The organism is Flavivirga aquatica (assembly GCF_001747085.1).
In the GTDB taxonomy this organism is placed as follows: Bacteria; Bacteroidota; Bacteroidia; order Flavobacteriales; family Flavobacteriaceae; genus Algibacter_C; species Algibacter_C aquatica.
The window spans coordinates 1-23448 of the sequence record NZ_MDJD01000050.1 but is presented as its reverse complement, the minus strand read 5'-3'; the positions used below and the strand labels follow the sequence as shown (position 1 = coordinate 23448).

The following is a 23448-nucleotide window of genomic DNA, read 5'->3' as shown; positions in this document are numbered from 1 at the left end:
TATATTTTATGCAAGCACCTGATTTTTATATAAGTACGGAAAAAGTAGATCCTAAAGATGCCTTGTCTTATTGGAACGATTATGTGTGCAAAACACTTGTAGAATTAGATGTTTTTCATAATGGAGGTCAATCATCTTTTTATGGTTCGTTAGTAGGTCATCAATTAGATACGATTCACGTTTGTAAAATATACTCTCAAGGTAGCGGTGTACGCAGAAGTAAAAGTCAGATTTCTAAATCTTCTGAAGCTTATTTTTTAATTAATTATCAGTTAAGTGGGCAAGCAGTTTTAAAGCAAGATGGAAAAACAGTTCTTTTAAAGCAAAACGATTGGACTTTTACAGATAGTACACGTCCTCATGAATTGGATTTTAAAGGTGGATTTGAACAATTAGTTTTAAAAATTCCTCGTAATTTATTGACTTATGGAACCTCTTATATAACTGCTAATACGGCTTGTTTATTAGATGACTCTGGTTTAGGGAAAATTTTAAAGAATTTTATATACAGTTTAAGTCTTGAACTAAAAGTAGTTGACGTGTTTACAAGAAAATATTTAGCTAATAATTTACTTCAGTTATTAAATGATTATTTGAACTTAAAATTCGCATCAGACAAGAATGCATCGCCATCTAAAGAAACGATGTTGTTAAGTATAAAGTCTTTTGTTGAAGAACAAATTACCAATCCGCAGTTATCCATTCAGCAAATAGCTCAAACATTTAAATGTTCTAAAAGACAATTACATAAGCTTTTTAATGACGAAAATTGTACTATAAATAATTACATACGTAATTCTCGATTAGAGAAATGTAAAAATGATATTGAAAATCTAGGCTTATCAAAATTAAGTGTTTCCGAAATAGGTTATAAAAACGGATTTAACAATATTAGTAATTTTATAAAATGTTTTAAACAAAAATTTGGTATCCCTCCAGGAGAATATAGAAATATTTGCGAACAATCGTTTAGTTTAAACAGAATTCAAGTTGTTTATTAATTAACTATTATTTTGATTTTAAGAAACATAAATCTGAATGATACTTCGTTTTGTCATCTCTTTTATATGTTTTTATAATATATTACAACTAGATATAATAGCAGCGGTTAATAAGTATTAAATCATTATAATTTAAAATTAATAAGCTTAAGTACTCTTTATCTTAAGTCTTGAAAAATTACTTTTCTACTCATTCTTAAAATTAAGAACTTTAGTTTTTTAAGCTCTACAATAATATTTAATAATCGATTTTTTTAAATTAGAAATAATTAACCTGATTCTTGGTATTAAATTATAACCAACAGATTTTATATAAATTACATTTTCCTTGCTATGCCGAATAAATCTGAAAAGTGAATTATTTGGTATCCTTATGATATTATAAAAATCTAAAACACTTGTTAATATTATTGTTAAACCCAAGATGCTTTATTTTCCTAAAAACAAAATAGTAGATGCTAATTGCTTGTTAATGAAAAAAATATCAATTTTTTTTATTAGAAGATTTTTCTTTCGAATAAGTTGATTTCTACAGAGTTAAGATATGTAAGATAATCAAAACAAGTTGTTTGTGAGGGTTTTGTAATCTTTTCTCTGTAAGTATAAAATATTACGACGTCTTAATAAATATCAAATCTTAAAGCCTTTGATATTTTAAAAATGATTGGCCAATTGTTTTTTAGTTTAATTATTAAAAAAAAAATCAAAAATGAAAAATTTTATAACAACCCTTTTAAGTATTTTTGTTGCTTCTTTATTTGTTTCCTGTGATAAGGATGACAATGTAATAGATGATAATGTAACAGCAGAGGAGTCAACAGTACTATCGTCTAAATCCTTGCGGACTCAATCTAAAGAAGCCTATAAAGAAGCTAAGCTTTTATTGGCTAGTATTAAAAAAGATGGAGGAGTTCCTTACGATGTATCTAATCCTGCACTTACTTTTACCGAAGACCAAAATGTGTTTTTACCTAGTGTATTAGGTATTGATTATCGAATCGATAGAACTGTAGTTCCTGCTGGACCAACAGCTAGATTTCCAATGTTTCAAGGTTGGGAAACATTGCCTAATGGAACTCGAAGAAAAGGTTATTATGTAATAACTGAAGCTTCTAATAGAGTAATGGCTAGAGAATTAGGTGTTATTTTTTCTCCTAGAATGGCTAGATCTGTAGGATCTGGAGGTGAACAAAAAGCTTTTTGGACGAAAAAAGGAAGACTGGTTTTTGAAGGTTCTGTAGATTTTTCCCCAAAAAGATCTTTAAGAGCTGGAGCTAGATCTGACGACGGATTATTATTTGGTTTTCCTCCTGCTCAAGCTAACCCAGGTGCTTTAGCGGATTCAGCATGGTCTTCTTATGTCGTATTACCTAGTGGAGTTGTTATTAATGCTCAAATGGTAGCTAACAATACAGGTATCCATGACAGAATACCTAATCCAAATGGAAACCGTCGTAGAGATCAAGATGATTTAAATAATCCAAACCTTGGTATAGGTCAGGCTTCTGTTGTAATGCAACTTTTAGATGGGTGGCAAGATGGAAAACCATACTACTTTCATATTGTAACAGATACTTCTGCTCCAGGACCTGCAACTATCGAATTAGGGGTTTTTGCACCAAGGCTAGCTAATTTACCAAGATTTGGAGTGTTTCCAGGAGGTTCTATGTTACCTTTTAGTCCTACAGCTAATGGTAGAACAACAGATACAGATGGTGATGGAGTTCAAGGATTAAATTCAGCTTCTTTAAGTACCAGACAAGTGCAGGATCCAACAAATACATTCCCAATTGACCCTAGAGATAGAAGGTATGCACCTATGTGGGATGCACATATTACAGAATTTACAGTTCCAGAAAATGAGCGCCCAATCTTAAAAAGTTTTGATCAAGTAAATGCACTTTTAGCAAACGGTACTTTAATTCCTTTTAGAGGAAATGCAAACCCAAGTCCATTAGCAAATTCATTATCTAACTTATTAACGGCAACAGGAGCAATTATTAATTGTCCAGTAATTACACAGCCTAGAGAAAGTGCTATAGGGACCCAAATTGGATTACCAAGAAATAACTAATAATATTAAAGATGAACTAATTAATATTTTGTTTGTCTTTAATTTTTAAATAAATGAATTCATCTTGACTTTTTGTTTTTAAGCTAAAATGAGTTAAAATTTGTTCAGATAAAGTTATTTTTAAAAGGTATAACATCGCTACGCATGAGAAAATAACCGAAATATGGACATTTTTTAGAAAATAAAAAAGTTAAGATGATTTCTATAAGAAAAGCTTAGTAACAATTATGTTGCTAAGCTTTTTTAATAAATGGTATTCAAAGTAGATTAGAAAAACATTCAAAGGAAAGAAATAGATTAAAAATCCCGAAGTACATTTTAAGATGTTATACTAGTTTAAAGTTAAAGTAGTTTTTTATCTAAAAAGCTGTGATAAAACATAAACTTATTATGTAATTTATAAACAAGGTGTTTAGAATTAAAAAGAATAAAGCGCCATACAATATTTTAGATTTAAACTGTTATTAAATCAAGATATTTCATCGAAAAATAAGTGTTAATTCTACGATCTAATTTAAATGTATTGTTATACCGTTTTTCGAACTAGAGTTTCCTAAATAAATTTCCAAGTATATAAAAAAAACTGTCTTTTTAGGATGTTTTTTTTGTATTGCGCTAATAGACAATATTTTGTGCGCTATTGAACAATTAGTGATCATTTATTTGTTGTTACTTGATAACAGTTAAACAAAAAGTCTATTTATTATGGAAAATACAAGCTACAAAGTTGCCGCTGTACAGGCAGCACCAGTTTTTTTAAATCTTAATGCTTCAATTGATAAAGCAATAAAATTAATTGAAGAAGCCGCAAGTCATGGAGCCAAGCTTGTCACTTTTGGAGAATGTTGGCTACCAGGTTACCCTTGGTGGATATGGCTTGATGCACCTGCTATGGGGATGCAATATGTACAACCATATTTTGAAAATGCAATGGAATTAGGAAGTGAGCAACACATGAGACTTTGTGAAGTTGCAAGACGTAATAATATATATGTAGGTATGGGGTTTAGTGAGCGAGATGGTGGGTCATTATATATTGCACAATTAGTTATTGATGATGAAGGTGAGACCGTATCTGCAAGACGAAAATTAAAACCAACTCATGTTGAGCGTACTGTGTTTGGCAATGGAGACGGTAGTGATCTTGTAGTACATGATACAAGCATAGGAAAATTAGGAGCTTTAGCATGTTGGGAACATTTACAACCTTTAAGTAAATATGCCATGTATTCACAAAATGAACAGGTACACTTTGCTGCATGGCCAGGGTTCTCTTTATACGAAGGAAAGGCTTTTGCATTGGGGTATGAAGTAAATACTGCTGCAAGTAGAATTTATGCGGTAGAAGGCTCATGCTACGTCGTTGCTCCAACCCCTTTAATAACACAGGAAATTCATGATATGCTATGTGATACCGATCTTAAAAAGGTTTTTTTACCATTGGGTGGTGGTCATGCTAGAATTTATGGTCCAGATGGATCTGAATTAGCAGAACCAATTCCACATGATCAAGAAGGTATTTTATATGCCGATATTGATTTAGGAGCTATTGCTGTTGCTAAGGCTGCTGCAGATCCTGCCGGTCATTATGCTAGACCAGATGTTACCCAATTACTTTTTAATCCAAATCCACAACGCCCAGTGGTTTTGAGAGAAGAATATAATGCGGGAAAAGATGCGAAAGCAGAGGAGATTTTAAGCGAAGAAATAACCGAATAGCAATGAGAAAGTATAAAAAAAACATGCCTAAAGGGTGGGAGCCTCCCGTTCCTGCTTGGAGTGCAGATATTAAAAAGGATTGTACTGAAATTGTTATTGGTTATTTTGGATACCAAATTAAAAAAGAGTCTAATAAAACACCAGATGAGTTTCATAATTGGTATTTAGGTTTATTAAAAATAAACCACGCTCCTATACATACAGAAAGAGGTCATGTAGTAGATAATGAAGAGTATAGTAATGGGTTTTATATTTCTTATTGGAACTCTAAAGTAAGTTATGAAACATGGAGAGCATCAAGCTCATTTACAAATTGGTGGGATTCTAAAGACCGTATAAATGATGATTTTGGCTATTGGTCTGAGCCTATGGTTATTCCTATAGAACGTTTTGAAACGCTTTTCTCATCTGAAGATAAAGCTGGAGCAGCAACCATGTTTAACGATTTTAAAGGGCCAATTAAAGAGCATAACTATTGGGGAGGTATGCGAGATCGATTAGATATTTCTGAAGTTAATTTATTAGAGGGGAATATGGAAAATTTAATAGAACAGTCTCAAATTGAAACTTTAGGAAAGCGAGTGCATTTAAAGACCCCAAAAAACCTTGCTATTATTAGATCTGCTCAAAATTTAACAGAAAGTAATAATAAAGAAAATACTTATTATCATACAGAAGTATACCCTAATTTAATAAAGGGTATGGAATTTATTTCAACGCATCCAGAAGAAACAGGGTGTTGTAGTTCAAGATTTTCAGATGAACTAACCATAGCTGGTGAAAAAACAAAGAAAACATTCGGTTTTGCATACTTTTTAACGTTAGAACATTTAGAAACATGGTCTAGAACACATCCTACGCATTTAGCCATTTTTAATAGTTTTTTAAATATGGTACAATCTTTAGGAGGACAAATAGATATAAAACTTTGGCATGAAGTATCGGTTTTACCCGAAGGTCAAATATTCGAATATATAAACTGTCATCCAAAATCGGGACTTCTTCCTTGGTTTAGATAAACTCTCACAAAACTAAATAACTAATCTTTAAAACTCAAAACAATGAAAAAATATGTAATCCAACGAAAGCTTAAAGTTTATATAGCGTGTCTTCTTATGGTTTTTTCGCTATCCACTTTTGCTCAGGAACTAACAGTTAATGGGATTGTTACAGATATTAATAAAATACCTTTGCCTGGTGTGAATATTGCCGTGAAAAATCAATCTAAAGGAGCGGCAACAGATTTTGATGGAAAATTTTCAATCACTCTAAATGGTGATAGTATATTGGTATTTTCATATATAGGATATGAAACTAAAGAAGTCTCAGTTGCTGGCCAAACTGTAATTAATGTTTCCCTTAAAGAAGGAGGTTATGGTTTAGAAACAGTAGTTGTAACATCAAGAAAACAATCTGAAAATGTACAAGAAGTACCTATTTCGGTAGCTGCATTTTCAGCAAAAGCATTAGAAACTAAAGGTATTGGGAATGTATCTCAAATAGGGGATTATATTCCAAATGTAGAAATAGATGTTACCGCGCCTTTTAGTGGTAGTCAATCTATATTATCACCGTACATTAGAGGTATTGGTCAAGTAGATTTTGCAATAACCTATGAACCAGCAGTAGGATTATATGTTGATGGCGTTTATTTTGGACGTACTGTAGGTTCGGTTATAGATTTATTAGATGTGTCTAGGGTAGAGGCGCTTAAAGGTCCACAAGGAACTTTATTTGGTAGAAATACCATTGGTGGAGCTATAAGTATTACTACAAAAGATCCGTCTCCTACATTTTCTGCTAATGGGCAAATAACTACAGGTAGTTATAACAGGTTAGATACTAAAGTATCGGTAGATATTCCTTTAATCGAGGATAAATTATTATCGAGCGTTTCTGTATCGTCAATTAATAGAGATGGTCATGTAGAAAGGCTTCCTTATAATGGACCAGCAAATGCAGATTTAGCAAATCCACGTTTAGGTGTTTTCTCAGACGTCAATAATGATGGAGATCAAGGAAACCAAAATAACGATACCTGGAGAACTAAGCTAAAATGGTTAGCATCAGATAGTTTTACTGCTACATTTAGTGCAGATTATGAACGTGTAAGAGAAAATCAAAATGCTAGTAAAATTTTAGCAATGTTTAACGATGTAGGAGGAGCTCCAACAATAGTTGGTGCTTATAATGCTTGTGCAGCAGGATTATTACCTCCAGAGTTATGTAATTCTATTGCAAATGCTCCTGGTTTAGAATTAATAGGTGCTACGCCTTATGACGAACGTTTTATAACCGATGATCCTTTTACTAATTATGCAACTGCAGATTCGGGAACAAAAATTGATACTTGGGGAGCTGCTTTGACATTAGAATGGGAACTTAACGACAATATAGATTTTAAATCTATTTCATCATACAGAAATTTAAAATCTCAATTTGCAGAAGATCAAGATTTTTCTCCTTTAGATTTTGGAACAGCAGGGTTTATTATGCCTCAAGAACAGTTTACACAAGAATTCCAATTGGTAGGAAATAGTGATAAGCTTAAATGGATAGGAGGTCTTTATTATTTCTCAGAAGATGGGTCGGTTACCGATCAAGTGGTTTTAGGTAGAGGTTTAGTACAGATATATGGACAGAATTTTGTTAAAAATAAAAGTTATGCAGGATTTGCACAAGCGACACTTAAATTAACAGATAAATGGAGTATAACTGGTGGCGCACGTTTTACTTATGAAGAAAAAGAATTGGATGGTAGACAACGAGATTTAAACAGTTTTGCATTAAAAACAGGCGTGGTATCACCTGCAGATTTTCCAACATCTGATCTTACATTATACTATCCTCCAGGAGTGAACAAGCAAACGTTTAGTGAACCAACATTTAGATTTGGTACGGAGTATAAATTCTCTGAGAGTGTCTTTGCTTATGGTTTTTTTGCTCAAGGGTTTAAATCTGGAGGATGGACAACAAGGGTAACAACTCCTGTACTTGAAGCACCTGAGTTTGCTCCTGAAAAAGCAAATACTTATGAGCTTGGATTGAAAACGGATTTAGCCAATAATACGGTTCGTTTTAATGTGTCTGCTTTTTATACAGATTATCAAGATTTACAAATTACAGTACAAAGAGGTATTACCCCTTTTGTTGAAAATGCTGCTCAGGCAGAAATTAAAGGTATAGAAGTAGATGCGCAATGGCGTGCTTCTAAAAATGTATTGTTCTCGGGAAACTTTGGATATATTGATGCGTCTTATACTTCTATTACAGATCCTAATGCTGTAATAGCAGAAGATTTTAGCTTTATAAATACACCAGATTTTTCTAGTTCGGTATCGGCCGATATTACGTTTCCTTTAGGAGAAGATAAAGCTAGATTATTATTTCATGTAGATATGGTAAATAAAAGTGAAGTTTATAATGATGTAGAAAATACAGCGATTCTTAGACAGCCAGGATTAACGTTGTTTAATACCTCTTTATCGTTAGAAGGACCTCAAAGAGACTGGAAAGTCACCCTAGGAGGGAGTAACATTACAGACGAAACCTATCTTGTTGGAGGTTATAATAATCCAGGAGTTGGTATTATTTACGGAACTTATGCAAGGCCTGCAGAATTCAATTTAGGACTTAGTTATAAATTCTTTTAAAAAATATATTCAAAATAGTTTGATTGGGTTAGAGGTTTCGGTGTTGTAATGGTTTGAGACCTCTAATTTTTTAATAATTAAAAATAAAATAGAATGGCACATTTAGAACCACTTTCAAAAAGTTTACATTCAGAATTAGAGCCTAAGTTCGATAACTACCAAAAAACGAGAGGGTTTATTCCTAATAGTATATTAACCATGCAAAGACGACCAGAAATATCGAAAGCATTTATGCAGTTAAACCAAGTTGTTTTATACGAAGGAACTGTTTCAGAAGAATTAAAAATGCTTATTAGTCTTATTTCTAGTCAAGCTAGTGGTTGTCGTTATTGTCAAGCTCATATGGCAAACCTTTCTAGGATTTATAAAGCATCTAAAGAAAAGATAGAGTCTGTTTGGGAATTTCATACCTCTCCTTTATTTTCTGAAGCAGAAAGGGCTGCACTAAATGTAGCTTTTAAAGGTGCTTTAATACCAAATATTGCTGAAGCAAAAGATTTTGATGAATTAAAAAAGCACTTTAGTGAAAGTGAAATTGTAGAGATTGTTGCTTCGTTAGCATTATTTGGTTATTTAAATCGTTGGAATGATACCATGGCAACAGACCTTGAAGATTATCCTAAAGAAGTTGCAAAAGATTTAATAGGTTCTAAAGGTTGGAATCCTGGTAAGCACGGATAGATGTATATGATTAATAGTAATAAGCATAATTTGATTAAAATTAAATAAAAAAAAGTGATACAAATTGTATCACTTTTTTACTTTTTTCTCAATTTTAGAGGTGTCCGTAAATTTGTTTATTATAATTTGTGGGTTTTCATAAATATAAATAGAACTAGTGCCAGATATATTTAATGTTAATTTTTCTAATACTTCAATATAAGCGTCACTATTGATTTCACAAATTGTATTACAAGTATTCATAGTAAAGTTTTTACCGTTAAATGTGGTGTTGTTATCCATTTCCAAAATTCCTTCATCACAAGATCCTTCAATAATAGCATTGGCACGCTGGTATAATATTGCTGCAAACTGTTTAGAATTAATAAGAGCCTCTAGTTTGGTTGTACCTATTTGATTTATAGAACAATGTTCACTAGTTATATTTAATTTAGCTTTAGATTTATCACTAGCTTCATAACTAAAATTATCTGATTTTATGGTTAGCGCTGCATTGGAGTTCCCTTTAGTATTTAAAACTATGTTAGCTAAATTTATAGAGGTAATCGAGCTTATTTCTGCATTGTCTGTAGTTTGAATGTTTTTTAACGAATTATCGTAACTAACTCTTATATACAATGCTTTTTTAGAAGTGATTTTTAACGTTTTTTTTAAACGAAGTATACTATCTTGTACAGTAAATTCAATGATTTCATGTAGGTTTTCATCAGTTTCAATTTCTATAGAAGGTGTATTATTGTGTATTAATTCAACTTTGAAATCATCATCTAATGCAATAGTGTGAAACGATTCTATATTTGTCTGTTTTGTAATTACATTTCTATTGCCTTTTATTTTTTCAAGCGTTTGGGCAATAACGAGATGACAGCATAGAAAACTGATGAATGAAATAGTAAGTTTTTTTTTCATATTTAATTATGGAAATAAATTATACAAGCAAATATAAAACAAAAACCATCCCAAACTTGGAGTAAAGTTTGAAATGGTTTTAAAAACTAATATTGGTTTAATTATACGTTTTATTTTCTTTTAATACTTCCCGAAACATTATTGTTTGTGTTTACTTTTTCAGGGTTTCCATAATATTTTATGTCCCCGCCACTACTAGCTTTTGCTGTTAATTCTTTTGATGTGTTTACAGTAATATCTGCACCACTGGTGGCTTTAACTTGGCTTGATTCAGCTTTTAAATCGGCAGCTTTAATATTACTTCCGCTAGTTGCTTCTGCAATTAGTTTTAAAGTTTTTCCAGATAGCCTTAAATCACTTCCGCTTGTAGATTTACAGTTTAATAAAGATGTGTTTACATCAAGTTTCATATCACTACCACTAGTAGATTTTATGTCTAAGTTTTCTACCGTAATAGTATTTGTAGAATAGACATCACTACCGCTAGTTGATGTAATGCTTGAAATAGTGTTAAAGCTTATTCGAACCTTTTGAGAAACGGACTTGCCAATGCTTTGTTTTGTATGAATTTTTAAAACACCATTAATAACTTCTGTTATAATAATGTCTTGTAAGTTTTCATCAGCTTCAACGTTTATACTTTCGTTTTCACTTTGCGTTAAATAAACATCTAAGCCTTCTGTAGCTTTTATGGATGTAAAAGGTTCGTTAATAGTTCTTTCTTCTGTTACCACATTTCCGTTTCCTTTAACACCAGGGTTAAAGTTGATATCAAAATTACATGAAAAAAGAGTTAAACTCAATATACTTGCTATAATAATTTTAATTAAAGTTGTCATAATTGTTCGTTTTTTGATTGATGATTATTTAGTATTCAAATATCTTTTAAATAATTATTGATGAGTAATTTAAGTATTTGAATTGTTGTTTTTTATTGATGAATTGTTATATCATTTTATGTTCAAATTAGCATTATTTGACTGTTTCTATTTTAATACCGTTTGAATCGATATTTACTTTTACTTCGTCGGATTTTACTCTTATACCATCCTCATTTATTTTTAAACTATTTTCACCATCATTAATATCTATACCATCTTCATTTATTTTAACACCATTGGTATTAACTTTTATTTTAAAATCGCCATCAGGACAGTCTAAACATTCAATATCGTTATCAAGAATTTTTAAATAATGGTTGGTATTTCTGTTAGTAACGATGTTGTCATTGCGTCTTGAGTGGTATAAGTATGATTTGGTTGTACTGTTAAAATATAGAATTGTATGTATTGGTATGTATAATATAACGTTGACTTCTTGATCGCTAAACTTATTCTCTGGGTTAGTTGTTAAGTAAGAATTAAGTATGAGTGTATTATTTTTAAGCTGAAAGTTATAATTTATATTTTTTGCACGTTCTATAGCTGTATCGTAATCTCTTCCATCGGCGCTTTTTTTAATTACTATGGTTGCTATAGAATCTGTAGTAGATTTTACAATAACATTGATGTCTGATGAATAAATAACTTTATTTCCATTTTCATTATGAGCTAATTTAAAATCATTGTGACGTCTGTGAAAACCAAGATTAAAGTTATCATTACCAATCATTTTAATATTTAAAGTATCATTGAAAGTAATGGGGAACTCTGTTTTTTCAATAAAATGTTCTTCGAAAGCATGTTCACTAGCCTGTCTGATACCAACAATAACTAAGCCTATTATTGATATAAGCCATAATCCTAATAAAGTAAATTTCGCTATTTTTCCTATTGATTTTAAGTTGTTTATTAGGGTTTTTAACCCTAAATAGAATAAGAAAAAGAAAGGAACTCCTATAGCAAAAAAGGCTAATAAGGAAATAAGCCACATAGGAGTGTTACCTGTATTTGCAATGTCGACTAAATCTAAACCTGGTATATGAATAATATCAGCAACACCTAATGATAGCAAGCTAACAGCTAGTGCTATTAAAGCAAATGAACCAATAATTATTAGTAAGACTCCAATAAACTTGGCAAAAATTTTAAAGAAGAACATGATAACATCTCCTACAGTGTCGAAAAAGGTTTTTGATGATGATTTAATGGAGTTACTTTGTTTTTTTACGTTTACATTTTTAGCTGCATTAGATACTGATTCGCTTACATTTTTTGCTGCTGCTCCAATTGATTCTCCTACATTTTTAGCAACGTCTGTTACGTTTTCAAACCCGTCTTTAATTTTTTTTTCAATGTTACTAATGTTAACAGGTTCGCCTGTCATCATTATTTTTTCAGCAGTAGTTTTGGCTTCTGGAACTAAAATCCAAAGTAAAATATAAAGTAGGAAACCTGTACCAGCTCCAAAGATTAAAAGAATCCAAGCCAAACGAACCCAAATTGCATCAATTCCAAAATAATGAGCTAACCCCGAAGATACACCACTAATATATGAGTTGTCTGTATCTCTAAATAGTTTTTTAGAAGTTGTCGATTTCTTTTTATAAGAGGATTGTGGCTCATCTTCAAAAATCTCATCATCAACAAGGTAGTCTTCAGGTTGTCCCATAATTGAAATGACCTCATCTACTTCTTTTATACGTATAACTTGTTTGTTATTTTGTACGCGTTCATTAAAAAGTTCGGAAATACGAGCTTCAATATCTTCTATGATTTCTGACTGACCTTGAGAGTTTGTAAATGAACGTTTTATAGCCTCAAGATAATGTTGCAGTTTTAAGTATGCATCTTCATCTATATGAAAAAATATACCTGCTAAATTTATATTGACTGTTTTATTCATTTTGTTTTGGTTTTTTGGCTTGTTACTATGTTTACTGCGTTTTGTAATTCATTCCAAGTACTGTCTAATTCTTTTAAAAAAAGTTTTCCTGTTTCTGTAAGTTCATAATATTTTCTTGGAGGTCCAGAGGTCGATTCTTCCCATTTGTAACTTAAAAGTCCTGCGTTTTTAAGTCGGGTTAGTAGCGGGTAAATTGTTCCCTCTACCACTAGTAATTTTGCATCTTTTAGTGTACCTAAAATTTCTGCAACATAAGCTGCATTGTCTTTTAAAACAGATAGGATGCAGAATTCTAATACACCTTTACGCATTTGTGCTTTTGTGTTCTCTATCTTCATAGTGTCATTCGTTTAATTTTGTAAAACTGTTCATTTTTTGATTGATTTGATAATGATTATTTTGATGAAAGACTGAAATAAATTCAGTATATATTATTTTAAAAAATTGATTTTTAATGGATAATGGTATAATTTACCATCTCTAGCTTTTAAACTTGCTAATACAATAAAGACAATTTCAAAAATAAAGCCTATAACTGCTAAAAATCCTAAAGCTCCTCCTATATAAAGGAAAGGTGATGGTTTATCTATATTAATATGAAAATTATGAAATCCATGAAAATCTATACCATTAAAAATTTTAAAGATGAAAAAGGGAATGGTTAATGTACCTACAATAATAGCATATAGTAAAATGCTAATTTGAAAGTTTATTGCTTGTTTACCATGTTCATTCACAAATTCTGATTTGTCCTTATTTGTTATCCACAAAACAATAGGGCCAATGAAGTTTCCAAAAGGAATAATAAACCTACTAAATGTTGATAAATGAATAAAAGTAGCTATATTTTTATGATGGTTGTCTAACATAATTTTAAACATATAATAGTTTCTTATGCAAATATATATCTAAAAAAAAGTACTGTGTTACGCATAGTACTGAAAATTAACAAAACTTTAACGTTTGTATATGCTTGACATTTTATGGTTTACTGAGGCTATACAATTGATGGACGCACAAATAATTAAATCAATTAAAGGCTACGAGTTATACACTAAACCTTTTATTGTGAAAATTCAAAGATATTGTATAATCTAAAAATCATGCAATAACCTTTTTTTAAGCTATTAATAATAAAAAACATAGTTTTTATTATTAATAATTAGTATATTTTATTACATATATTTTTTGGAGAGATGTCTAAAGAAATGATAGCTCATAATAAAACTTATAGGCTTATTATAACAAGTAGGAATGAAGGTTATGCAATTATTTTAAAAAAGTTAAAAAGTAATGAAATACTAAGGGGAGCATATGTAAAGTTTAGCGGATAATTAAGTTGAACTATCAAAGGAGGTCTGTATAATTTTGGTAATTAGTTTATAAAAACGTATAGTCCTACCTAATCATTCAGGTGCTTTTTAGTATTACCTTTATGACATTTAGTAGATTGTAGTTTTTCTACTAAATTATTAAATGATCCTAACTTTGTAAACATTTTTTCTCTTAAAAGTAAATAAGCAACTATTTTCTCTGGATCTATTTTTTCTAGTATATAATAAGAATCTTCCTCTATTTTATTAATTAAGGCCTCCTCTTTATTAATTAGAATAGGTTTTTTACCTTCTTTAATCCATGTTTTAGAAATCCCAAAATTCTGTTCAATAAGTACTAAATACCCATCGTTTATACTTTCGCGATATATTGCTTTTCTTAGCGTATCGCTTTTCATATCTATACCTTTTGCAATATCTGTAAGCTTGTGACCACCTAAGTTTAATGCCTTATTCCAGCGCTTTTTCATATAAAAAGGAAAAGTGTCCGTTATTTTTTTGCTTTAATTAGTACGTTTGTCTTGATTTTGTTCATGTATATAAACAAATATATGAAATTTATTCAATATTTGAAGATAAAACTCACTTTAAGATGAAAGAATTTAAAATCTATTTCTAAAAGAGATGACATTACTAGCCGATATGCAGTTATGATAACGAATTGAGAAAGAGAACTAAAATTTAAAACATTTCTACTAGTTTCTACAAACTTATAAAATATTTGTTTTCTGAGACTTATGAAACTTCTTTAATTAAAATTTCAGAATTTATAGTTAACTTTTTATCTATAAAGAGTATTTAATTCTACAAGAAATTAATATTTAAAATGGAAAAAGAAAACTCTTATACATATTACAGTAATAAGCTTGGTGTTATAATTAGGATCTAAATTATGGACAAATGTCACATAGATAGCTTAAGTTAATTATATAATGTAAGAAAAAACTTGCTTAAATTAGACAAGTTTCCTATTTTTGTTATATGACAAGACTTGAACGTCAACAGCATGGAGTTAATAAAAACAAACTACTTAGGTATAAGTTAATACTTGAGTTGTATAAAAAACATAAAACAGAAGATATACCTGTTACCGTAGTACTACGCAAATATATTTATCCTGTTTACCCTATTTCTAGAAAGACACTTTATGAAATCCTTGCTACACCTGTAGATAAAGAACTTAAAAAGGTAGAAATCATAGAGGCATCTCAAATAAGTATGTTTTAAGTATTGTTTAAACTAAAAGGTTATGTTGTTTTATCAATGCTAATATCACTATAATTAGCATTATTTACATATATAATATACGTCCATTTATAGGGAAATAGGTTGTATAGTTATTTAATTGTCCAGTAAGTCCTTATCAATATATTTTGAATCGTTTATTAGGGTAGATTTGGTTTAGATGTTCTGTATTATCTAGTTCATTATTTAAGTTTTTTAATTTTACTGGTTACCTTAATTGTTAATAATACATTTTTCTTTCTGTCTGTTAATATAAGATGTAAAACTACGGTGATAAGACTTGTAAACTTTGCAAGCTCTCTAGCTCTTATATGACTCCCGCTTTGTTATTCGCTTAAAAAATCGTTTATGGAATAAAGTAGGTTCAATAATTTTATGGATCACTATGAGTAACTTACGTAGTTTATTTAAAACCTCTTAATAGTTAGGTTTTGAGTAGCACCTAAAAACAGGGTTTTTGTATACTCATCTTTCTCCATTTTCTTTAACTCCATAGTTCCGTTTTTATACAAACATTACAAAAAAACGCTTTCCTAATAAAAAAGTTGTAACCTTATTTAACACACTTGTAAACACTGTAAACACATGTGTTTACAGTGTTTACAAGTTTTTGTTAAATACTTTTTATTAATAAATATTTGTACTTCAATTAGTAAACGATTAAAAATTAAAACTAACAAAAATGGCAAAACTTAAATACTTAGTAATTCATTGTACTGCAACTCCTGAAGAAAGAGAAGTAACTAAACAAAATATTAAAGATTGGCATTTAAAAGGTCGTGGATGGTCTCGTGTTGGTTACTGCGATTTAATACAATTAGATGGAACACTTGTTAGTCTTCATGAATTTAATCAAGATGATTATGTTGATAATTGGGAGGTAACTAATGGAGCTAAAGGATATAATGGTATTAGTCAACATATTGTTTATTCAGGAGGAGTAAGTAAAGACAATATTCTTATAGCAAAAGACACAAGAACCAAGGCGCAAAAAAAGGCTCTGGAAACTTATATAAGATATATGATTTTAAGACACCCTAAAATTAAAATTATAGGTCATAATCAAATATCAAACAAAGGTTGTCCTAGCTTTGATGTTCAAAAATGGTTAAAAGAAATAGGAATTAAATTAATAAATATTGGATTATGAAAAAGTTATACAACTTGGAACTATGTAATAGTAGTAATGGAACTTCTGATTTGCGAAGTAGGTTTATAATTGGTTTCGATCCCTGAGAAATAGCTTATAATATTATTGGAAAAAGGAAATCATAAAGAAGTTACATTGACTCTAGCGCAAATGTCTTCTCATGACCATATCTGGTACAATAACCTATGAAGTATTCAGACCCATATATTTTGGAGGAGATGGAGTAAACTTTTCGCAGAACTCCTTCAATATAGATTATAAGCTATGATTCAGGTTCAATATATAATTAATTCTGATAGGTAAAGATGAACTAATAGTGCTTATTTCTATCAAGAACGTCTAATCATATTTGGATTATAAATTAGATAAAAGGCTTTACCTTCTTTCCAAGAATTATTAATGACAATCTACAAAAATCAAAGATATTAGAAACTAAAGACTTTATAGTTTCTAGAACTTGGAATAACTTAAGATATTGTGATTTAACAATAGCATTTGATAGAAGTAAATATATCCGAGAGAATTGAAATGTTTTAATATAAACAGAAGAAATATTTTTAATATAAACTAAAAACAATTACTCAATTATGAAAAAAATATTAACATCCGTACTATTAATACTCTTTTCGTTTTTAATAGGCAATAGTCAAATTGATGGACATAATAGCAGAGTTAAGATATTTACAGTTAATCATTTAGGAGCTGTTTCTTTAGCTGATAAAATGCTGGTTGTTGATTCTATAGGTAATGAGGTTAAACATTTTACTATACAAGATTTAGAAAAACAACCTGATGATATATACAATACAGATGCTCTATTTACTTATAATAGAAGTATAGATTTTTTAACGTGTCATTTAAGTTTAAATAGAGCTCCTTGTTTTATGTGTTTTACAACAGATAATAATCTGTTTACGGACTTTCGGGATAAAACATTCATAATTATGGATGACCTTATATTAACTGCCAATGATGAAGCATCCATAGAAACAGCAGGAAGTAAGCTTCATTTGGGAGATGATATACCTATTAAGTTATTAGCTCCAAATATAAATATTGAAGAGGACTTAATTATTGAAGATAATAATGTATCTAATCGAGTAGCTAGCAAAAGACAATTAGATTTAGTTAAACCTAGTTTAGATACTTATAAAGGTAAAGGTATCACAAAAACTGATTCTATAACTGGAGATAATTTGGAGGTTGTTATTGGAGGGATATCAAATAGTGGAGGTTCTGAAAGAACAACTCTTTCCCCTTCTATTCCAGGTATTCAGATTGAAGGGAATGCTATATTTGGATATGATTCAATGCAAATAAATAATGAAACCGATTCTGGGAGTACTGTCATAATAAATGATGCGGTTGAAGATGTAGAAGTAATATTGCCATTAACATCAGGGAGACTTGCTTTACAATCTGAAATTGAATCAGGAGGAGGTAACCCTAATATTGTTGCAATTATGACTGAATTTCAATTATATGATGTCTCTAATACCAATAAAACATTAAGTATTCAAGGGGATTTTTCGCTAACAGCGAATAGAATAATACCGCCTGGTGTAACTCTAGAAAGTGGTGGAGGAGTGATCAATTTTGCAGGATTTAAACTTACAGGAAGTAAGACTAAAGCTATAATTGATCCTCATAATATACTATTTAACTTAGCTAATGGAGGTTCTGTAGATGGAACTTGGGATTTTAATTCAATATCAGCTAATAATGTAGGAGCTAATCCTGATGGCATACTATATGCTTCAGCTGGGAGTATATCTGCTTCTACTAACTTACTTACAATAACTGGAGCTAATTTTACTAGTTCTGATATAAATGACGTGTTGTTTATACAAGGAGCAGGTGCTGGAGGTGAGACATTAGTTACAACTATAGCAAGCATAGTTAGTCCGACTACAGTAACTTTGGTTGATAATGCAGTAGTTACTATTACAAATACTGATGTAGGTACTGGCACAGATAATTACGAGGCATTTTTAGCCCAAGCATATATACGTAATTCTAGTGACTGTCCTATGAGTTTTAATAACGGTATATATTACACTAGGGCTGTGGCAGCAGAACAGAAATCAGCAAATACACCTAAAGGGTTAGTCTATGGATACGGGACAGATGTAGTTATAGAAGGTAACGGAGCAGAAATACGATCATTACCTCATAATTACGAAGAAAGTTATTTTATGTCCTTCTATGAGATTAAACGACTAGCCGTATCTAATCTATTAATTATAGGAGAAACACTTTACCATGATGAAAGTGTGGGAGGAGCACATGAAGGAGTTCATGGTTTTACTTTCTTAGACAACGTCGAAACTGCTACTTTTATTAATTGCGAATCTAGTTATTTTCAAGCGGATGGCTGGTACGGTAAAGGCGATACTCAATTTACTAACATAATTGCAGGTACTAAGGCTATAGCTGGTAATGTCGATTCTAGATTAAGTCTAGGTAACATAGACGGATATGGCAATATACAAGTTGAAGAAACAGATTACATATACTCTACTGATATGTTAGATATAACTACATTTCAGTGGGATGATAATCCTTTTTATCATGTTACTGGCTCAGGTTTTGCGGGTTGGAGTGGATTAACATTTCCAACTTATGAAGTAATATATTATGATTCTAGAGGTGTATTTATAGAGAAGTCACCTATACAGACATTCTATAACAAAATTCCAATTAGGAACCCTAATTGGGCACAGATGCGTTTAGTGTTTAAGGATGTAACAGATAAAGAGTTAATAAACGTACGCATACGCCCTGACTTACTAGGGTCCCATATATCATTGTTTAATTGTAATGCTACATTCAATAAAAGAGAGGGGTTAAGTAATGGACCTAGTTACTTTTTATGGCAAGGAGGTCTGATAGCTGATAATGGAGATAAAGAGCCAGGTTTTGGAACTAACCACGAAGATAGACGAGGATTAAATATGAATGTGACATATCGTGATGTAATATTTAGAAATAATTATGGAGGGGATTTATCTTTTGTAGGTACTAAAAATGTAACTTTAGATAATATACACCTAGAAAGATCTACACGAAATAATTGGTCGCCTCAAGTATACGAGATAGGTATTTCTTCTACTGCTAGGAATCTAAAAATAACAAATTCGACAATTGAAGGCAAATCTGTGTCGTTAAGTAGAAATGCTAAGGTTGACAATTTATTCATGAATGGAGGTCGAATAACAACAGAGGGAAATGCAGTATACATTAAAAATTCACATTTTCATAATGTAATCATGCCTACTGTAGAAAATGAGTACGCTAGAATGAAAGATGCATTCGAGCATTGTAAATTCACATATGATGATCCTGCTATGTTATTAGGCGCCACTAATATCTTTCGAGATGATACAAATAAGTTAGATTTAAATGATGTTGAAGTGATATTTAATTGGCAAGGTAGATCTACTTATTTACAAGAAAAAGTATTTACATATGAATTAAGTGATTATTACTCTACTTCATTTTTTGCGCATACATTAAATCAAACAATTAATTATGGTGGTGAAATCAAGAATTTTAAAGTTTATGGAGCAAAACCTTCTTTAGATTCTAGGGATTATTCATCAGAGAATTTTTATATTCCGCATACAAATTATACTAACGCATATTTTGGTACTAGTGTAGAATTTCAGAGAGGAGTGCCAAGGAGCCTAACACACTCAAACTTTAAAGTAGATGGATGGTTACAGTTTAATTTAAACCAATATGAAAATACTGTTACTGGTAATGAATATACTCATAAATTCAATGATGGTTACGTGCATATAAATAATGATTATAATTGGACAAATTCAGGCTCTAATCTTCTAGATACAGAAGCTAAATATTTTAATTTAGAATTTAACGATTTTGATTTTGATTTACAAGTATCAAGCTCTCAAATAGGCTCGTCTAATAGATATATGAGATTAAAGCATTTTGGCACAACTAGATTCAATAGGTGTTCTTTTAAATCGGTATCAGCTAAAATAATTGATTTTACAAACACTTTAATATTCCCTGCTACCTTTGGAGCAGTAACAATTAAAAATCCAAAACTTGATAATGTAATATTTATTTTAAGACCAGAAGATAAGTTGTTGTTTACATATCCAGACGCTAATTGTCCTGCATATATAGATAATTCTACAGCAGTTGAAGCACTAGGAATAGGATATTATTATAAAGATAGTAGTAATAAGAATAAATTTGAAATAACATATTAAAATATAAGCATATGGAATTTATAAAATTAGTCTTAGGAGGTATGAGTATAAGTGAATGGCTTTTTCATGTAGTTTTAATGTGGTTGGGTATTTTACTTTATGTATTGCTACGTATTCAAAAGAGGAAAGACAAAATAACAAAACTAACTTTTAAGTATTGGCGTATTCAAACAAATAACATTATAATATTAATACTTACTTATATATTAATTCGTTTTTATGCAAATTACAAAGCTGTTTTAGTTAGTAGTTTGCCTGAAGGAATCAAAATGACACCATATTTTATGATGGTAGTAATTGGATTTGGACAACATAAAATTAGTAAATGGTTAAGTAAAAAAATAATTAAAAAGACTATTTAATTATAAACTTGAAGGAGGATAAAAAAACTTCTCAGGTTAATTAAATTAGCATCAAAGTTCAGTTGGAAGATAAACCTTCTAATTGGGCTTTTATAAAAGAAAAATAAATTAAAAACCTAATTTGTTATTATGGTGGTAAACAAAGTATGTTTAAGCATCTATTTTAAGGAAATGCTATAAACAACGCTAAAGGAATCCTTATAATAAAACAGGTATTTAGTGGTTGACTACAAAATCTAATTATTTTACTCTAAAAGAGATGAAGAATGTTAATAATATAAGTTAAGAATTCATCCATGAAAGTTTAAAATAAGGACAATAAGGTAGTTTTTGATGTTGGTTTTCTTGACTACTGTAAATATTGTTTAAATTTGTTTTAAACACTTTAAGTAACACCAGAAAATACTTAGTATAAGCATTTGTTATAAAAACAATATTAAGGATGAATATTATGTTAGTCCTTGTTATTATTGAATAAATTTCAAAAGAAAGAGTAAGCCCTATGGACATATTGTTATTAGGGATAAAAAATTAAATGATTAATTATGACTTTAACTCCTAGGAAATTAAATATTTTTATCATAACTAAATTGCCATCTGCTTATTTATGCGGTGTTAGAACAAAACATTTAGATGAAGAGAAATGTAAAGTTGGTGTCAAATATAGATGGATCAACAAGAATCCATTTAAGTCTATATTTTGGGCTGTACAAGGTATGGCAGCAGAGTTTTCTACAGGAGCATTAATGATAGGAAAAATTCAAGAATCTGGTAAACGTGTATCGATGTTGGTGACTAGTAGCAATGCCATATTTACAAAAAAAGCTACTGGCAAAATTATGTTTACATGTCATGATGGAAAAGCTATTGATGAAGCTCTTAAAAGAGCTATTGAAACTGAAGAGGGACAAACATTATGGATGAAATCTGTTGGAGTAAATGAAGAGGGTATTGTCGTTTCTACTTTTAATTTTGAATGGTCTTTGAAAATTAAAAAATGAGTTTTGTAACAAAACGATCAATAGATCAACTAACAATAAATTAAACATAAAAAATGACAGCACACGAAATTGACTATAGAATTTACGGAGAAGAAATGCAATACGTAGAAATTGAATTAGATCCGCAAGAAGTTGTTATTGCTGAGGCAGGTAGCTTTATGATGATGGATGATGGTATTAAAATGGAAACTATTTTTGGAGACGGCTCGCAAAAGGATACTGGGTTTTTAGGTAAAATATTAGGAGCAGGAAAACGTATTTTAACAGGAGAGAGCTTATTCATGACTGCTTTTTATAATACGTTTGTTGGGAAAAAAAATGTGTCGTTTGCATCACCTTATCCAGGAAAGATTGTCCCAATAGATTTAACAGAGTTTGGAGGGAAATTTATTTGTCAAAAAGATGCCTTTTTATGTGCAGCGAAAGGAGTGAGTGTAGGTATTGAATTTTCTAAAAAATTGGGTAGAGGTCTTTTTGGAGGAGAAGGTTTTATTATGCAAAAATTAGAAGGAGACGGTATGGCATTTGTTCATGCAGGAGGTACTATGGCAAAAAAAGAATTGTTAGATGGAGAAACCTTAAGAGTTGATACAGGTTGTATTGTTGGGTTTGATCAAACTGTTGATTATGATATAGAGTTTATTGGAGGTATAAAGAATACTGTATTTGGAGGAGAAGGTCTGTTTTTTGCTAAATTACAAGGACCTGGAACTGTTTATATACAATCATTACCTTTTAGTAGATTAGCAGGGAGAGTATTAGCTTCTGCTCCTAGAAGTGGTGGTAATAAAGGAGAAGGAAGTATTTTAGGTGGATTAGGAGATTTGTTAGATGGAGATAATTGATTCTATTTATAGTTAAAAAGATAGCCCATGTGAAATTTACAATTTCACATGGGCTATCTTTTTTATCAAAAGCGTATTAATACTTTACAAACTTATTATTCTTTAATTTTTGAGCGTTTTTAGTTTTTACTTTAAGAATATATATACCGTCATTTAAATTAGAAATATTTATAGTATTAGCTTCTAATGAATTCAATGATATAATAATTTGCCCCAATGTATTGTAAATATTTAATGATTCTATATTACTTATGCTATCTATATTATATAGTTCCAGATGTTTATTTTCGGGGTTATAAAAGGTGAAGAAATTTTCATTTTTAAATGTTGTTGTTTCTAAAGCAGAATCTTTTTTAAATACTATAGAAAATTCATTATATTCTTTAACTTCATCTAATATAATTTGAATCTCTCCATGTCTTAAGTTATAGTATAAGTTTTTATTATTG

At 30.3% G+C, this 23448-nt stretch carries 19 protein-coding genes; 12 read left to right on the top strand and 7 right to left on the bottom strand.

Features of this window, described 5'->3' with window-relative positions; genetic code table 11:
• Positions 1–8 precede the first annotated feature (8 nt).
• The 6 genes from A8C32_RS14200 to A8C32_RS14175 all read left to right on the top strand — a co-directional run bounded on the left by A8C32_RS14200 (position 9) and on the right by A8C32_RS14175 (position 9128).
• Complete coding sequence (locus tag A8C32_RS14200; protein ID WP_069831094.1) at positions 9–1001, top strand: AraC-like ligand-binding domain-containing protein; 993 nt, start codon at positions 9–11, stop codon at positions 999–1001.
• Between the two features lie 709 nt (positions 1002–1710).
• Positions 1711–3075: a hypothetical protein gene (locus A8C32_RS14195; protein WP_069831093.1), complete on the top strand. Its 1365-nt coding sequence runs from the start codon at positions 1711–1713 to the stop codon at positions 3073–3075.
• Positions 3076–3780: 705 nt separating this feature from the next.
• Positions 3781–4794: a carbon-nitrogen hydrolase family protein gene (locus A8C32_RS14190; protein WP_083253364.1), complete on the top strand. Its 1014-nt coding sequence runs from the start codon at positions 3781–3783 to the stop codon at positions 4792–4794.
• Positions 4795–4796: 2 nt separating this feature from the next.
• Positions 4797–5813 (top strand): phenylacetaldoxime dehydratase family protein, encoded by a 1017-nt coding sequence (locus tag A8C32_RS14185; protein WP_069831091.1) that lies wholly within the window; start codon positions 4797–4799, stop codon positions 5811–5813.
• Between the two features lie 42 nt (positions 5814–5855).
• A complete protein-coding gene (locus tag A8C32_RS14180) occupies positions 5856–8447 on the top strand; it encodes a TonB-dependent receptor (RefSeq protein WP_083253363.1) in 2592 nt (863 codons plus the stop codon).
• 93 nt (positions 8448–8540) lie between these two features.
• Entirely contained in the window at positions 8541–9128 is a 588-nt protein-coding gene (locus A8C32_RS14175) for a carboxymuconolactone decarboxylase family protein (protein ID WP_069831089.1), read from the top strand.
• Between the two features lie 69 nt (positions 9129–9197).
• Here the strand turns inward: A8C32_RS14175 and A8C32_RS14170 are convergent, their stop codons facing one another.
• The 6 genes from A8C32_RS14170 to A8C32_RS14145 all read right to left on the bottom strand — a co-directional run bounded on the left by A8C32_RS14170 (position 9198) and on the right by A8C32_RS14145 (position 14625).
• Entirely contained in the window at positions 9198–10037 is an 840-nt protein-coding gene (locus A8C32_RS14170; RefSeq protein WP_240491754.1) for a GIN domain-containing protein, read from the bottom strand.
• Positions 10038–10147: 110 nt separating this feature from the next.
• Entirely contained in the window at positions 10148–10876 is a 729-nt protein-coding gene (locus tag A8C32_RS14165; protein WP_069831088.1) for a head GIN domain-containing protein, read from the bottom strand.
• A gap of 133 nt (positions 10877–11009) precedes the next feature.
• Positions 11010–12821: a PspC domain-containing protein gene (locus A8C32_RS14160; RefSeq protein ID WP_069831087.1), complete on the bottom strand. Its 1812-nt coding sequence runs from the start codon at positions 12819–12821 to the stop codon at positions 11010–11012.
• A complete protein-coding gene (locus A8C32_RS14155; RefSeq protein WP_069831086.1) occupies positions 12818–13159 on the bottom strand; it encodes a PadR family transcriptional regulator in 342 nt (113 codons plus the stop codon). The genes A8C32_RS14160 and A8C32_RS14155 overlap by 4 nt, the downstream gene beginning before the upstream one ends.
• A 93-nt stretch (positions 13160–13252) precedes the next feature.
• Positions 13253–13690, bottom strand: coding sequence for a DUF4870 domain-containing protein (locus A8C32_RS14150; protein ID WP_069831119.1), 438 nt, complete (start codon positions 13688–13690; stop codon positions 13253–13255).
• A 533-nt stretch (positions 13691–14223) separates the two neighbouring features.
• On the bottom strand, positions 14224–14625 hold the full coding sequence (locus A8C32_RS14145; RefSeq protein ID WP_069831085.1) for a hypothetical protein: 402 nt from the start codon (positions 14623–14625) through the stop codon (positions 14224–14226).
• A 511-nt stretch (positions 14626–15136) separates the two neighbouring features.
• Between A8C32_RS14145 and A8C32_RS14140 the strand changes: the two genes are divergently transcribed.
• The 6 genes from A8C32_RS14140 (at position 15137) to A8C32_RS14115 (ending at position 22999) form a co-directional block, all read left to right on the top strand.
• Entirely contained in the window at positions 15137–15382 is a 246-nt protein-coding gene (locus A8C32_RS14140; protein WP_069831084.1) for a hypothetical protein, read from the top strand.
• A gap of 700 nt (positions 15383–16082) precedes the next feature.
• Positions 16083–16550 carry an N-acetylmuramoyl-L-alanine amidase gene (locus A8C32_RS14135; protein WP_069831083.1) on the top strand — a complete coding sequence of 156 codons (468 nt, stop codon included), beginning with the start codon at positions 16083–16085 and terminating at the stop codon, positions 16548–16550.
• A 587-nt stretch (positions 16551–17137) separates the two neighbouring features.
• Positions 17138–20791, top strand: coding sequence for a flagellin family protein (locus A8C32_RS14130; protein WP_069831082.1), 3654 nt, complete (start codon positions 17138–17140; stop codon positions 20789–20791).
• Positions 20792–20802: 11 nt separating this feature from the next.
• A complete protein-coding gene (locus A8C32_RS14125) occupies positions 20803–21153 on the top strand; it encodes a hypothetical protein (protein ID WP_069831081.1) in 351 nt (116 codons plus the stop codon).
• Between the two features lie 545 nt (positions 21154–21698).
• Positions 21699–22154, top strand: a complete 456-nt coding sequence (locus A8C32_RS14120) for a DUF4442 domain-containing protein (RefSeq protein WP_069831080.1) — start codon at positions 21699–21701, stop codon at positions 22152–22154.
• A gap of 53 nt (positions 22155–22207) precedes the next feature.
• On the top strand, positions 22208–22999 hold the full coding sequence (locus A8C32_RS14115; RefSeq protein WP_069831079.1) for a TIGR00266 family protein: 792 nt from the start codon (positions 22208–22210) through the stop codon (positions 22997–22999).
• A 76-nt stretch (positions 23000–23075) separates the two neighbouring features.
• Here A8C32_RS14115 and A8C32_RS14110 read toward each other — a convergent pair.
• The coding region (locus tag A8C32_RS14110) for a T9SS type A sorting domain-containing protein (protein ID WP_131798811.1) at positions 23076–23448 on the bottom strand (373 nt) is incomplete at its 5' end.